The sequence below is a fragment of the Streptomyces sp. NPDC057474 genome, assembly GCF_042802555.1.
Taxonomy (GTDB): domain Bacteria; phylum Actinomycetota; class Actinomycetes; order Streptomycetales; family Streptomycetaceae; genus Streptomyces.
In genome coordinates this window covers 1-14,190 of sequence record NZ_JBHVDX010000026.1, presented here as the reverse complement: position 1 = coordinate 14,190, position 14,190 = coordinate 1, and the positions used below count along the sequence as shown (strand labels likewise).

Here is a 14,190-nt window from a genome sequence, read left to right as displayed (position 1 = left end):
GGTGGCCGCCGTGGTGGCGGTGCCGACGGCCGGGCTGCTGTTCTTCCCCCGTGCGGTTCCCAACTCCGTGGGCCGCGTGGGCAGTCTGCTGGAGGCGTTCCTGCCCTGGCTCGGCCTGGTGGTCGTGGTACTGCTCGGCCTGGGGCTGCTGCACCGGTCGGCGGTCGCTCTGGTGGCCCTCCTGCTGCCGGCGGCGGCCTGGACGTACGTTTTCGGCGGGCTGCTGTTGCCCGGGGCGAAGCCCGGCGCGCGCGACCTGGTCGTGGTGCAGCACAACGTCAGCGACGAGAACACCGACCCGGCGGGGACGGCCCGCGCCCTGGCCGCCGCCGAGCCCGATCTCATCGCGCTGGAGGAGTTGGGGCTCACAGCGCTGCCGGTCTACGAGAAGACCCTCGCCCCGGACTACCCGTACCACGCGGTCCGGGGCACCGTCGGGCTCTGGTCGAGGCATCCGCTCACCGAGACCCGGCTGTTGGACATCAAACCCGAGGGGATCGCGGAGGAATGGAGCCGCGGGCTGCGGGCCGTGGTCCACACGCCGCACGGCGAGATCGCGGCGTACGTAGCGCACTTGCCCTCGATCCGTGTCGGGGCGGGAGGGCTCGCGTCCCAGCGGCGTGACGAGAGTGCCGATCTGCTGGGCGAGGCCGTCGCCGTCGAGAAGCGGAACCCGGTGATCCTGCTGGGTGACCTCAACGGCACGGTCGACGATCGTGGGCTGGCCCCGCTGACCTCACGGATGAACGTGGCGGAGCGGGGCTTCGCCCTCAGCTTCCCCGCCGGCTTCCCGCTGGCCAGGATCGACCAGGTCATGGCCCGCTCGGCGACCGTCGCCCATATCCGCACCCTGCCCGCGACCGGCAGCGATCATCTGCCGGTCGCCGCCCGGATCACCTTGGGCAGCCGACCACCGGCCTGATGGACTCCAGCGTCGGCACGACCTCCTCGATCGAGCCGTCCGACGCGAACACCAGCCGGTCCAGGGTGGATTCACGGTGCATGCCGTCGCCGCGCGGAGTGCCGGGGCCGGGAATCGCGAACCGGTGGTAGCAGATGAACCAGTCGTCGGTACCCGGGACGTTCACGACGGTGTGGTGGCCGGTGGCGAGGATCCCGTACTCCGGTCGCTTCCGCAGGATGACCCCCTGCCTGGTCCAAGGGCCGAGCGGGGAGGAGCCGGTGGCGTAGGCGACGCGGTAGTCCTCGCTTCGGGTGTCGTCCTCCGACCACATGAAGTAGTAGACTCCCCGCCGCTTGATGACGAAGGCGCCCTCACGGAAGTCGTCCGGGGTGAACTGCCGTACCAGCGCCGGGTCGAAGGACACCATGTCCTCGTTCAGGGGCACACCGTACGCCTCGCAGTTGCCCCAGTAGAGATAGGCCGTGCCGTCGTCGTCCTTGAAGACGGCGGGGTCGATCATCTGGCCCTCGTAGTCGTCGCGTGCGATGAGCGGCCGGTCCAGGGCGTCCCGGAAGGGGCCGGTCGGGCTGTCCGCGACGGCCACGCCGATCTGCTGGTCGGCGCAGAAGTAGAAGTAGTACGACCCGTCGCGCTCCCCGGCGGCCGGCGCCCAGGCGTAGCGGTCCGCCCAGCTCACGTCGGACTCCAGGTCGAGAACGACCCCGTGGTCCTCCCAGGTGACCAGGTCGTCGGAGGAGTACACCTCGAACCGCGTCCCGCCCCAGCCCTCGAAGCCGTCCGTCGTCGGATAGATGTAGTAACGGCCCTGGAATTCCTGGATGTTGGGGTCGGCGTGCAGTCCCGGCAGGAGTGGGCTGCGCATGTGCACGGCCTCGACGGTCCAGGTGCGAACGGTCCCGTCGGCCGTCGTGACGGTGTACGGCTGCGGAGTGCGGAAGTCGCGCGGGGCACCGGAGGGCGGGTCGATCCGGGCGTCCGCCGAGAGGTCGAACTCCGGGGCGAGACCGTCGAGTTCAATGCCCGGGTGCAGGGGCAGGACGACCTTCGAGGCGGGGTCGTCGACGATCGCGTACGCCTTCGGACCTCCCGGGACGGTGGCGTCGACGAGGGACGCCTTCGGTGCGTACCCGGCGAGGAGTCGCTCGTACTCGGCCCGGGTGACCGGCAGCACCGAACCGTGCCGGGCGCCGGGCGGCAGCGCGAAGCCCTCGCACGGCGTCCACTTGCCGGAACCGAGGTCGGCGGTCTCGAAGGGGACATAGCCCCGCCCGCTGAACTCGTCGATGAAGAGATACCACTTGTGATCGTCGGTGTTCGACCTGAAGACGATCGGCCCCTCGCCCTGCTCGACGGTCCCCTGACCGATCCGGTCGGCGACGAAGGCGTACGAGGTGTCGCGCAGCCCGGTCGACTTCTCGATGGTGAGGAACTTGCCGCCGGGCGAGGCGGGGGAGTTGGCGCGCTCGTCCTTGGTGAAGCGGTAGAAGATGCCCTCGTGCCGGACGACGGTCGAGTCGATGACCGAGTGGCCGGGGTCGTTCCAGAGCCGGGGCTCGCTGAAGTCGCGGAAGTCGCGGGTGGTCGCGTACAGCATCCTGTTGTGGGTGTCGGCGGTGTGGTCCGGGTCGTCCTCGGCGTACAGCTTCGACGCCCAGAAGACGACGTACGCGCCGAGGCCGGGGTCGTAACAGGCCTCGGGTGCCCAGAGGTTCCCCGCGGTGTCGGGGGCGACGCGTACGAGACGGCGGTCGGTCCAGTGCACCAGGTCGGTGCTGTCCCAGACCATCAGCGAGGTGCTGCCGGTGCGCTGCACCTGCTCCCAGTCGCCGTCCTGCTCGCCGTGCATTCTGAGGTCGGTGGCGATCAGATGGAACCGGTCGCCCTCCGGGTCACGGACGACGAACGGATCACGCAGCCCGCGCGTCCCGAGGTCCGAAGTGAGGACCGGCGCGCCGCCGTTGAGCTCGCGCCAGCGCAACGGGTCGTCGCCCCGGCTGAGCGCGAACCTGATCTGCTCGCCGTCCGGGCTGCCCTCGCCGGTGAAGTAGACGAAGACGTATCCGGCGTAGTCCTGCAAGCCGACCTCCAGTGCTGCGACCTTTTGAAGCTTCCTGTTGGAAACCCGTCGAAGAGTGTTGCTATCTGCGGCGAGCGGCGTCAATTGCCACATGACTCCGGAGCGGCATCGAAAGTTTCGGCGACGGTGCTTCCACGCAGGTCACGGTCACCTCGGGTGAGCAGCAGACCGCCCAGGCAGGCCACGCAAGCCCAAGCGATCATGGTCGCGGCCATGGGGAGAGCCGTCCCCTCGCCGCCCAGGCCCACGAGCGGTGCGACGAGGGCCGCCAGACCGAACTGCAGCGCGCCCAACAGCGCCGAGGCACTGCCGGCCGCGTGCGGGGCTCGGGCGGTGGCGAGGGCCGTGGCGTTGGCGGCCACCAGGCCCGGCGAGGACACGGCCAGGTAGATCAGGACAACCGTCGCGAGGAACGGAGGCCGCCCGGCCGCGGCCGGCGCACACAGCACGACACAGCACAGAGCCATGGACGTCAGCCAGGTGCGCAACAGCGCCCGGGGCCGAACCGGCCGACCGGACCGCGTGGTCGGGCTGCACTTCTTCAACCCCGTCCCCGTACCGACGTTGGTCGAGCTCATCCCGGCCCTCACCACCAGCGCCGACACCCTCGACCGTACCCGCCGCTTCGCCGTCGAGCAGCTGGGCAAGACCGCCGTCCAGGCCTTGAACGAAGCGGGATTCATCGTCAACGCCCTGCTCCCGCCGTATCTGCTCTCCGCCGCACGCATGGTCCAGTCGGGCACCGCCACCCCCTGTACGAGGAGCGCGCCGAACCGCTGTACGCGCCCCCGCCGCTGCTGCGCCGCATGGTCGCCGCCGGGCACCTCGGCCGGAAGTCGGGGCAGGGGTTCTGCGTGTACCCGGCGGCCTGACTCCCGCCCCACAACCCCCTCGAGACACGTCATCCCTCTTGAGGCACGTCATCCCGTTTGCGACACACCCCCGAGAAACACCTCCGTAGAAGGACCGGGTCCTGCCCTGGAACCCGACTTCGTGGAGTAGTCCGTCGAGCCATCGGCGCAGCTATCGGTGAAGCCATCTTGTGGAGTCATCCGTGCGGTAGGGGCACCGGGCGCGCGGTCAGCCCTCCAGCCGGCGCAGCCGTTCCGCGTCGCAGGTGCGGGGGCAGGTGGAGCAGGCCTCCGCCGGGCGGATCGTGTAGTAGAGGCAGCAGCCCATGCGGGTGCGGGTCGGGTGTTCGCGGCCGTCACTCGTACGGAGGGCACGGAAGCCGGCGCCGCCGGGGAAAGGCGCGTGGGCGGTGGGGAGGACCGCGGAGGCGGCCCGGACGCCGGCGGCTTCGTCGCCCCGCATCCGGCCGAGGTACCAGAGGCCGGAGACGAGGTCGTCGGAGACCAGGCCCCACAGCGCGCGTGAGCCCCGGCGGACGTACGGGCCGATCGCGTCCAGCACCGGGCCCATGTGGTCCGCGACGGCGGCCCTCAACTCGGCACGCAGAGCCTCCCGGTGGGCTACGGCTCGGGTGCCGGGCAGGGCGGTCGCCGGGTCGTCCGGCAGACAGGCGAGGTCGGCGCCGGGGGCGATCTCGTACCTGCCCGTCGCGAGGTCGACCCGTATGTCGGACGGTGCGATACGGGGCACGCGCCGCTCCAGGTACCAGACGCCGCTCATCAGCAGGCCGACCGACCAGGCGTAGTCGTGCAGGGCGCGGGAGGCGGCGACATGCGGGGGCGCGGTGTGGTCGTAGCGGTCCTGGATGCGGGCGACCTCCGTCTCGACGAAGGCCTCCACGCTCCGCTGACCGTCCATCAGGCCGACTGTGGCCATGGTCACTTGGGGCGAGGCCGCGAGACGAGACAGCGGCTGCCGGGTGGAAGAGCGGCCGGGTTCAGCCACGCGTACGGACAGCGCCTCGCACACCACATCCAGGCGGCGGTAGGCGGCGGCGAGGAGTTCCGGGACATGCGTGGCGGTGTCGGCCTGGGCGGTATCCAGGTGGGCCACGGTCATCGGCAACTCCAGAGCGTGAAGAGGTTTGGCATTCCGAGGAGGTAAGGCTTACCTTAGCTGCAAGATCGCGTGCCGATGACCAGGCGGGGTGGGAAGTAGTCGTGTGCGTCGTTGACCAGCGAAGTCGCCTACGAGTTGATCAGGAACGGCGTGGGTCACGGTGAACCCATAGCTGTTGAAGGCTAAAGCGTGCCTACCCTAAGCTCACGTTTCGTGACTGCGACCGAACGGGCCGCGCCGACCGGTGTGCCCCCGCGTGCCCTGAGGCACCTGCCCTTCCTCGGCGGAATCGGCGCGCCGGCGCTCTGCGCCGCGCTGAGCCTCGCCCTCGGAGCCCGTTCCGTGCCCCTGTCCACCGTGCTCGACGCACCGGCGGGGCAAGCGGAGGGCCGGGACGCACCGGTGGTGACGGGGCTTCGGCTGCCGCGCACGGTCATCGGTCTCGCGGTCGGCGCCGCTCTCGGGGTCGCGGGAGCCGTGGCGCAGGGAATCACCCGTAATCCGCTCGCCTCCCCAACCACCGTGGCAATCAACGCGGGTGCGGGCTTCGCGGTCGTCGTCGCCATCTTCGCGCTGAAGTCCGCCGACCTCGTCGAGTACGCGTGGTTCGCCTTCGCCGGGGCCGTCGGCGTTGCCGTCTTCGCCCAGGCGCTGGCCCGCCGTGCCGGTGACATCGACCCCGTACGCCTCGCCCTCGGCGCCCCCGTGCTCCAACTGGTGCTGCTGTCCTGGGCGTCGGCGTTGATGCCGGCCAGTCAGCGCACCCTCGACGAGGCACGCTTCTGGCCGGCAAACTCCATCACCGGACGCCAACTCGACTCACTCTGGCTGGTGTTGCCGTCCCGGAGGCATCGCGGTCGTCCTGCTCGCCGGATCGGCCCTCGCCGGTCCCGTCGCCTTCATCGGACTCGTAGCACCTCACCTCGTCCGCCCGTTGCTCGGAGGCGATCACCGTCTCCTGGCCCCCGGCTGCCTGATCGCCGGCCCCCTGCTCACCGCCGACATCCAGGGCCGCCTGGTCATCCGCCCGGCGGAACTGCAGGTCGGCATCGTCACCGCGTTCCTCGGCGCACCCCTGCTGGCCCTGCTCGCCCGGAAGGTCGCCCGATGACGCTGACGTACAAGGCGGCCGTACGACAGGACACGCGCCGCGCACCCGGCCGTTCCCGCCTCCTCGCGTACGGCACGACCGGCCTCCTCTCTTCCCAAGCAGTAACTCCCCCGGTTCCCGGGGCGGGCCCCACCACGAGACGGGCCCGCCCCCGCCGACCCCCCACCCGCTAGCGGAAGTTGTGCACCATCCCATGCGCCTGTACCTGCTCGCCCTCAACCCCACCGACTCCGTCACGGAGGGCTTCCTGCCCGCCGCCGCCCGGCTCGGCCTGGATGTCACGATCCTCACCGACCAGCCCGACGCCCACCGCACCGCGTATCCGGAGCACCCCGAGATCGAGGTCCTCGACTGCGACGTACGGGACTACCGCTCCGTCGTCACCCGGATCTCCACCCACCACCGGCCTGACGCGGTCTTCACCAACAGCGACCATCTCCAGACGCAGGCAGCCCTCGCCGCCCACTACTTCGGGGTTCCCGGCAAGGACTGGCGGGCCACCCTGCGCGGCAAGGACAAGGGCGAGATGCGCCGCCACCTCGCCGCCGCCGGCGTGGACACCGTCTGGTCCGCCGAGATCACCGATCCGGCCGACCTCACCGGCACGCTCGTCGTCGACGCCCCCTACCCCTGTGTGATCAAGCCCCGCGAAGGCGTTGCCAGCGAGGACGTCGTGCTCGTCGACACCGCCGAGGACCTCGTGGCCCGCGGCAAGGAGATCCTGACCCGCCGCCCGGGCGTCACCCTCGTCGTCGAGGAGTATCTGCCCGGCGAGCTGTACACCCTGGAGACCCTCGGCGACGGCCACGTCCGGCACGTCCTCGGCGGCTTCCACACCGAGTTGTCTCCGCCGCCGTACTTCATCGAAGAGCGGCTCAGCTTCGTCCCGGCCCACCCCGAGCCGGTCGTCGCACAGATCCTCGCCCAACTCGACGCGCTGGGCGTCGGGTTCGGCGCCTGCCACACCGAGTTCGTCGTGCACGACGGCCGGGCCCGCATCATCGAGGTCAACTACCGTGCCATCGGCGACCAGTGCGACCTGCTGCTCGCCCAGCTCCTCGAGCTTCCGCTCTTCGAGCACATCCTCCGCACCCACCTCGGCGAGCCGCTGCCCGCCGACCTGGACATCCGGCGCGACGGCGCGGCCCGTCTGGAGTACCCCTGCGCCGACCGGGCGGGCACCCTCGTCGCCGCCCCCGCCGCCACCGAACTGACCGTCGACGGGGTCCATCTGATGTACCGTCCGCTCCGCGAGGTCGGCGCACACCACGAGCTGCACTGGACCAACCGCGACTACCTCGGAGTGCTCCGCGCCACCGGCACCGGCCAGGGGACCGTCGACCGGGTGGTGGCGGACTTCCTCGCCGCGCAGCGCTGGGAGATCCAGCCGTGACCACCGTCGCCTCCGAGAAGCACGGCGCCGTGACCACTGCCGCTTCCGTGACCCCCGTAACTTCCATGACCCCCGTAACTTCCGTGGCCACCGCCCCTGCCGGAACCGTCGCTCCCGAGCCCGTCGACGGCTCCGAAGCCGAACTCCTCACCCGCGTGCTCGGCGCCCTGCTCCGCGAGGACGTCGTCGACCTGCGCTCCCGCAGCACCCTCGTCCACCGCCCCGACGGCCCCTGGCTCCGCCTTCCTGCCACCGACGGCGACGACGCCCTCCTTCTCCCCGTCACGGAGGACGGCTTCCAGCACACGTACGCAGCCCGACTGCCCCTGCTCGTAAGGGAGTCGGACGGCACGCCCCTCACCACCTGCGACACCGCCCTCGCCGAACTGCGCACACTGGCCGAGCCCGTCGACCACGACGGCTTCGACGCCTTCGCCGAGGAGTGCCGCCAGACCCTCGCGACGATGCGGCTGCACGAGGCGACGGGGGAGGAGATCGCCGACGGGCTCACCGACCTGTACGGCACCGACCTCGCCGACTGGACGGGCCTGCGCGGCGGCCTCGCGTACGAGACCCTCGCCGCGCGCCTCGACCACCCCGTCTACCCGACCGCACGCGGCCGCTCGGGCCTAGACGAGGACCAACTGCGGGGCCACGCACCGGAGTTCCACCCGAGCTTCGCACTCCACTGGCTCGCCCTGCCCCGCGAGTCCGTCACGGTCACGGGGGACCTCCCGGACGGCTGGCCCACCCCCTCCGGGCTCGGACTCGCGGACCTCGACCGGACCCATGTCGCCCTGCCCGTCCACCCGTTGACCGTCGGCGCGCCCCTCGACGCGGCCCTGCGCGAGGCGGGACTCGCGGACCGGGCCGTGCTCGCCGACCGGGCGTACCTCTCCGTGGTGCCCACACTGTCGATGCGTACGGTCGCGCCCGCCGCCGCCCCCTCGCTGCACCTCAAACTTCCCTTGGCTACCGCGACGTTGGGCCTGCGCAACAAGCGGTCCATCAAGCCCGGCACCCTCGTCGACGGGGCCGCCGGACAGCGGCTGCTGGCGGCGGTGATCGACCGCGAGCCCCGCTTCAAGGGCCGGGTGCTGCACGCCGACGAGACGGTGTACGCGCACGCCGGACACGAACTGCTCGCCGTCCTGTGCCGCCGCTACCCGACGGACCTCGACGACTGTGTGGTCGTCCCCATGGCCGTCCTGCTCGCCGAGGCACCCGGCGGGGGACTGGTCGTCGACCACCTCGCCGACCGCTTCCACGGCGGTGACACGACCGCCCTGCTCGACGCCGTGCTCACCCTGCTGTTCGACTGGCAGACGACACTCTTCGGGTACGGCATCGCGCTGGAGTCGCACCAGCAGAACGTCTCCCTGGTGTTCGGCCCCGAGCCCGGCGACCTGCGACTGCTGCTGAAGGACAACGACGGGCCGCGCATCAACAGGGTCCGGCTGACCGCAAAGTTCGGCAAGAACGACACTACTTGGGGCTTCGACGACGCACGCACCTTCACCACCGACGACCGCGCGGTGACCGACGTGTTCACCACCATCACCGTCCATCTGTGCGCCGGCGCCTATGCGTTCGGCCTCGCCCGGCACGGCCGCGCCCCGCTGCCGAAGCTGCTGGGCCTCGTACGGGACCGCCTCGCCGAGGCGGTCGACCGTCTCGGTGGTGACGCGGCGGCCGTACTGCGCGAGCGGGTGCTGAACGCGCCCGAGCTGCCGGTGAAGGCGATGGTGACCGCCGGGACCCTGCTCAGCAAGGAGCGGTCTGGCGCCGCCGACATCAACAAGCACTACACCACCGGGCCCAACTACCTGCTCCGGGAGGGAGGTTCGGCATGACCGCCGAGGCGCTTGCGATGTCGCGCCCCGCGTTCGGCCGCCGACAGGTGCACGCCGTGGCCGCCTGCTACTTCGTGGCAACGTTCGCCGCGCCGGGGCTGCCGCCGTACTTCACGGAGATACTGCCGGAACTCGGCGACCGAACCGCCCACTGGGCGGGCGTGCTGCACGTGGTGCCCACCGTGTTCAGCGCGATCGCGGCACCCCTGTGGGGGCGGCTCGCCGACCGCTTCGGACGGAAACGGCTGCTGCTGCGGGCCCAGTTGGGCCTCGCCGCCTCCTTCGTCCTCGCAGGCTGGGCCGACTCGCCAAGGCCGGCGCCGTCGGCGCCGGGGTGACCGCCGCCGTGGGCAGCGCCCGGTTCGGACCCGCCGCGCCGGTGCTGATGGGCGGCGGCATAGCCGCCCTCACCGTCTTCGCGACTCTCCTACCCCACATCCGCGTACCCGCTGGAGCCACTGAATGCCCCCGCTCACCGACTCGCTCGGTATCACCCACCTCCCCACCGCCGACGACGTGGTGGCCCACACCCTCCTCAACTGCCTGCTGCGCGAGGTGTCCGGCCCAGAACACCAGACCGCCGTCATCGACGGCCACCTCCTGCTGCGCCTGCCGCGCCGCGGCCTTCTCCTCCGTGTGGCCCTCCGCCGCACGTCCCTGCTGGGCGCCCATCGCTTCACCGGTCCCGTCCACGAGCAGTCCGACACCGGCTGGAGAGAACTCGACTGGCGCCGCCTCGCCGAGTACACGCACGACGAGCTGTCGCTGCGCACCGGCGTCCGCAACGACGAGTTCCTGTACCAGATCGACTCCAGCCACCGCACCCTCGCCACCGCGCTCGCCACCCGCGAGACCACCGCGCTCACCACTCACGACAACGCCTCGCACGGGCTCCCGGACTACCTCGCCTCCGAGCAGTCCCTGCTGTTCGGGCACCGCTTCCACCCCACCCCCAAGGCCCGCACGGGCGACGCGGACGCCTGGCAGTCGTACGCCCCCGAGGCCGGCGCCTCCTTCCCGCTGCGCCACCTCGCCGTCCGCGACCACCTGATCGCCGAGGAGAGCGCCGAGGCGGGCGCCACCGCCGTGCTCGACCGGGAACGCGGCGACGTCCCCGAGGGCTACCGGCTGCTGCCCGCCCACCCCTGGCAGTACGAGATGCTGCGCGAACACCGGCTGCTGCGCGCGGCGCTCGGCCGCGGCGACATCCTCGACCTCGGCCCAGGCGGCCGGGAGTACGCGGCCACCGCCTCCGTCCGCACCCTCTTCGACGGCGACTCCTTCCTGAAGTTCAGCCTCAACGTCCGCATCACCAACTGCCTTCGCAAGAACGCCAGTTACGAACTCTCCGGCGCCGTTGCCCTCACCCGCGTCCTCGCCCCCGCCTTCGCCGACCTGGAGACCCGCTTCCCCGGAAGCGCGATGCTCCGCGAACCCGCCTACCGCAGCCTCGCCGTCCCCGGCCCCGACGGCACCCCCGACCGGGCCCTCCTCGAAGGCTTCGGTGTGATCGTCCGCGAGGGCCTGTCCCGGCGGCTGCTGCCCGGCACGACCCCGCTGCTCGCGGCCGCCGTCGCCGACGAGTACCCGACCAGTGCCGCCCACATCTCCCGCCTCCTCGACGGCGCGGGCCCCCAGGCCGCCCTGGACTGGTGGACGGCCTACCTCCGCCTCCTCGTCCCGCCCGTCCTCTCCGCCTACTTCCACCACGGCCTCGTCCTGGAACCCCACCTCCAGAACGTCCTGATCTGCGTCGACGCCGACGGTATGCCCGCCCAGGTCCTCTTCCGCGACCTGGAGGGCACCAAGCTCGTCCCCGACCACCACGCGGACACCCTCGCCGCGCTCCCGTCCGAGGTCGCCGGCCCGATGTCGTACGGCGCCCGGCGCGGCTGGGACCGCGTCGTGTACTGCCTGCTGGTCAACCACATCGCCGAACTGCTCGCCGCTCTCGCCGACCTGCACCCCGAGACCGAGGCCGACCTGTGGGCGGCGGTCCGCGCGACCATCCGGACGTACGCCGACGAGGAGGGCTGCCCGCCCCGCCTCTCCGCCCTTCTCGCGGGGGTCCCGCTCCCCGCCAAGACCAACCTGCTCACCCGCTGGGAACGCAAGGCCGACCGCGAGGCCGGCTACGTCCGTCTGCCCTCACCCCTCGCCGAGGACGTCCTTCGCTGGAGCCCTCGATGAGCCATGGGTCCTTAGTCGGGCCGGGAGCCGTCCTTGAGCCAGGATCCCTTGTCGAGCCATGAGCCTTCCTTGAGCCAGGAGCCTTCGATGCCCCTCCCCACCCCCGCCGTACGCGACCGCGTCCTGTCCCTGCCGCCCGCCGAACTCCCCACGTACATATACGACTTGACGACCCTGCGCGAACACGCGGCACACGTACGCGCCGCCCTCCCCGAACGGGTCGAGCTGTACTATGCCGCCAAGGCCAACCCCGAGCCGGAGATCCTGGCCGCACTCGGACCGTACGTCGACGGCTACGAGGTGTCCTCCGGCGGCGAACTCGTCCACGTCGCCAAGGCCGTCCCGGGCCGCCCGCTGGCCTTCGGCGGCCCCGGCAAGACCCCGGACGAGATCCGGGCCGCCCTGGAGCAGGGCGTCGAGCGCTTCCACGTCGAGAGCGAGCACGACCTGCGGATGCTCGCCGGGCTGGCCCGCCAGGTGGTGCCGGACACGCGAGTCGGGGTGCTCCTCCGCTTCAACCTCGCGGTCGCCGACGGCTCACTGGCGGGCAGTTCCCTCGCCATGGGCGGACGCCCCACCCCGTTCGGCCTGGACCCCTCACGGGCGCCGGACGTGCTCCGCCCCCTCACGGACGGCACGTATCCGCACCTCGAACTGCTCGGCGTCCACGCCCACCTGGCGAGCGGGCTCGACGCACCCGAGCAGCTCTCCGTCGCCCGCTCGATCGTGGAGTGGGCGACGGGGCTGGGTGTACCGCTCTCCGAGGTGAACGTCGGCGGCGGCATGGCCGTCGACTACACGCACCCCGCCAGTCGCTTCGACTGGAAGACGTACGGCGAAGGCCTCGCCCAACTCGTCGAAGCCCACCCGGACCTGACGTTGCGTATCGAACCGGGCCGGGCGCTCACCGCGTACTGCGGCTGGTACGCCACCGAGGTACTGGACGTGAAGCACAGCCACGGCGAGGAGTTCGCCGTGGTCCGGGGCGGCACCCACCATCTGCGTACCCCGGCGACCAAGGGCCACGACCAGCCGTGCTCGGTGCTGGCGGTGGAGGAGTGGCCGCACCCGTGGCCGCGCCCGGTGGCCGAGGGGGAGTACGTCAGCCTCGCCGGACAGCTGTGCACGCCGAAGGACCTCCTCGCCCGCGCCGCCCACGCACCGGGGCTGCGGGCGGGGGACCGCGTGGCCTTCGCCCTCGCGGGCGCGTACGCCTGGAACATCTCGCACCACGACTTTCTGATGCACCCCCACCCCGGTTTCCACTTCCTCGACTGACCCGCCCGCCCGCTCCTCGACGGAACCCGCCCGCCCGCCCGACCCCTCTGGGGGAGTGTGACCGTTGACAGGCGGGCAGGCCGGGCGCAGACTCATACGCACAAGACAGTGAAATGAATTTCACCTGACGAACAAGGTCGGCGGCCTGGGGACGGGACGCGGCTCGTCCTCAACGACGAGGAGTACTCAATGCACACCACTGTCGGCATCATCGGCGGCGGCCCGGCGGGGCTGCTGCTGGCCCGTCTGCTGCACAACGCCGGAATCGACAGTGTGGTTCTGGAACGCAAGGACCGCGCCTACGTCGAGCAGCGCCAGCGCGCCGGAATCCTGGAGCAGGCCACCGTCGACGTGCTGCGCTCCGCCGGCGCGGGGGCACGGCTGGACGCCGAGGGCATGCCCCACGACGGCATCGAGCTGCGCTTCGACGGCCGAGCCCACCGCGTCGACTTCCCCGAGCTGACCGGCGGCCGCCGGGTGTGGGTCTACGCCCAGACCGAGGTCGTCAAGGACCTCATCGCCCTCCAGCTCACCGACGGCGGACCCCTGCTGTTCGAGGCGGAGGTGCACGCGGTGGAGGGCGCCGACAGCGACCGCCCGCTGATCCGGTATACCCACGAGGGCCACGAGAAGACCCTGACCTGCGACTATGTGGTCGGCTGCGACGGCTTCCACGGGGTGGCCCGTGACGCTGTCCCGGACGGCGTGCGGACGACGTACGAGCGGACGTACCCCTACTCCTGGCTGGGCATCCTCGCCGACGCCCCGCCCGTCTACGACGAGCTGATCTACGCCCACTCCGAGCGCGGCTTCGCGCTGGCGAGCATGCGGTCGCCGTCCGTGAGCCGCCTCTACCTCCAGGTCCCGAACGGCACCGACCCGGCCGACTGGTCCGACGAGCAGATCTGGGACGAGCTGGACGCCAGGTTCGCGCTCACCGCGAACCCCGGCTGGCGGCTAAAGCGCGGGCCCGTCACCGCAAAGGCCGTCCTGCCGATGCGCAGCCACGTCACCGAGCCGATGCGTTACGGCCGGGTCTTCCTGGCCGGGGACGCCGCCCACATCGTGCCGCCCACCGGCGCCAAGGGGCTCAACCTGGCCGCGACCGACGTCATCGTGCTGGCCCGCGCCTTCGCCCGGCTCAAGGAGACCGGCTCGACCGACCTGCTCGACACCTACTCCGACACCTGTCTGCGCCGGGTCTGGCGGGCCGAGCACTTCTCCTACTTCATGACCACGACCCTCCACGCCGACCCGGATCAGTCCCCGTTCGAGACCAGGCTCCAGCTCTCCCAACTCGACCGCGTCGCCACCTCGCGCCACGCGGCGGCCGAACTCGCCGAGAACTACACGGGGCTGTCGCTGGAGACCGATTCCTGACCGGGCCGGGCG

General features: G+C 71.4%; 9 protein-coding genes and 3 pseudogenes. 9 read left to right on the top strand and 3 right to left on the bottom strand.

Annotation, left to right across the window (positions count from 1 at the left end; all coding sequences use genetic code 11):
* Position 1: 1 nt before the first annotated feature.
* Positions 2–922, top strand: coding sequence for an endonuclease/exonuclease/phosphatase family protein (locus ACFU53_RS10395; protein ID WP_383988696.1), 921 nt, complete (start codon positions 2–4; stop codon positions 920–922).
* Here the strand turns inward: ACFU53_RS10395 and ACFU53_RS10390 are convergent.
* Together ACFU53_RS10390 and ACFU53_RS10385 are read right to left on the bottom strand one after the other, a co-directional pair.
* Positions 894–3,002, bottom strand: coding sequence for a family 43 glycosylhydrolase (locus ACFU53_RS10390; protein WP_383988693.1), 2,109 nt, complete (start codon positions 3,000–3,002; stop codon positions 894–896). The genes ACFU53_RS10395 and ACFU53_RS10390 overlap by 29 nt on opposite strands.
* An 80-nt stretch (positions 3,003–3,082) precedes the next feature.
* Positions 3,083–3,580: a hypothetical protein gene (locus ACFU53_RS10385; RefSeq protein ID WP_383988839.1), complete on the bottom strand. Its 498-nt coding sequence runs from the start codon at positions 3,578–3,580 to the stop codon at positions 3,083–3,085.
* Between ACFU53_RS10385 and ACFU53_RS10380 the strand changes: the two are divergent.
* Positions 3,507–3,874 (top strand): annotated as a pseudogene (locus ACFU53_RS10380) (3-hydroxyacyl-CoA dehydrogenase NAD-binding domain-containing protein); the annotation flags it as partial. The gene ACFU53_RS10385 and the pseudogene ACFU53_RS10380 sit on opposite strands and share 74 nt — an antisense overlap.
* Positions 3,875–4,082: 208 nt before the next feature.
* On the opposite strand, the gene ACFU53_RS10375 reads toward ACFU53_RS10380, so the two are convergent.
* Positions 4,083–4,973, bottom strand: coding sequence for a (2Fe-2S)-binding protein (locus ACFU53_RS10375; RefSeq protein ID WP_383988690.1), 891 nt, complete (start codon positions 4,971–4,973; stop codon positions 4,083–4,085).
* A gap of 246 nt (positions 4,974–5,219) precedes the next feature.
* On the opposite strand from ACFU53_RS10375, the pseudogene ACFU53_RS10370 reads away from it, so the two are divergent.
* The 7 genes and pseudogenes from ACFU53_RS10370 (at position 5,220) to ACFU53_RS10340 (ending at position 14,178) form a co-directional block, all read left to right on the top strand.
* Positions 5,220–6,084: pseudogene (locus ACFU53_RS10370) on the top strand (FecCD family ABC transporter permease).
* 193 nt (positions 6,085–6,277) lie between these two features.
* Positions 6,278–7,477, top strand: coding sequence for an acetyl-CoA carboxylase biotin carboxylase subunit family protein (locus ACFU53_RS10365; RefSeq protein ID WP_383988687.1), 1,200 nt, complete (start codon positions 6,278–6,280; stop codon positions 7,475–7,477).
* A 65-nt stretch (positions 7,478–7,542) separates the two neighbouring features.
* Positions 7,543–9,330: an IucA/IucC family protein gene (locus ACFU53_RS10360; RefSeq protein ID WP_383988822.1), complete on the top strand. Its 1,788-nt coding sequence runs from the start codon at positions 7,543–7,545 to the stop codon at positions 9,328–9,330.
* Positions 9,327–9,638 (top strand): annotated as a pseudogene (locus ACFU53_RS10355) (MFS transporter); the annotation flags it as partial. The gene ACFU53_RS10360 and the pseudogene ACFU53_RS10355, both read left to right, overlap by 4 nt.
* Positions 9,639–9,792: 154 nt before the next feature.
* Positions 9,793–11,520: an IucA/IucC family protein gene (locus ACFU53_RS10350; protein ID WP_383988684.1), complete on the top strand. Its 1,728-nt coding sequence runs from the start codon at positions 9,793–9,795 to the stop codon at positions 11,518–11,520.
* Between the two features lie 87 nt (positions 11,521–11,607).
* Entirely contained in the window at positions 11,608–12,798 is a 1,191-nt protein-coding gene (locus ACFU53_RS10345) for a type III PLP-dependent enzyme (protein ID WP_383988681.1), read from the top strand.
* Between the two features lie 189 nt (positions 12,799–12,987).
* The gene (locus ACFU53_RS10340) at positions 12,988–14,178 is read left to right on the top strand and encodes a 4-hydroxybenzoate 3-monooxygenase (RefSeq protein WP_383988678.1); all 1,191 of its coding nucleotides are present in this window, start codon (positions 12,988–12,990) and stop codon (positions 14,176–14,178) included.
* Positions 14,179–14,190 lie beyond the last annotated feature (12 nt).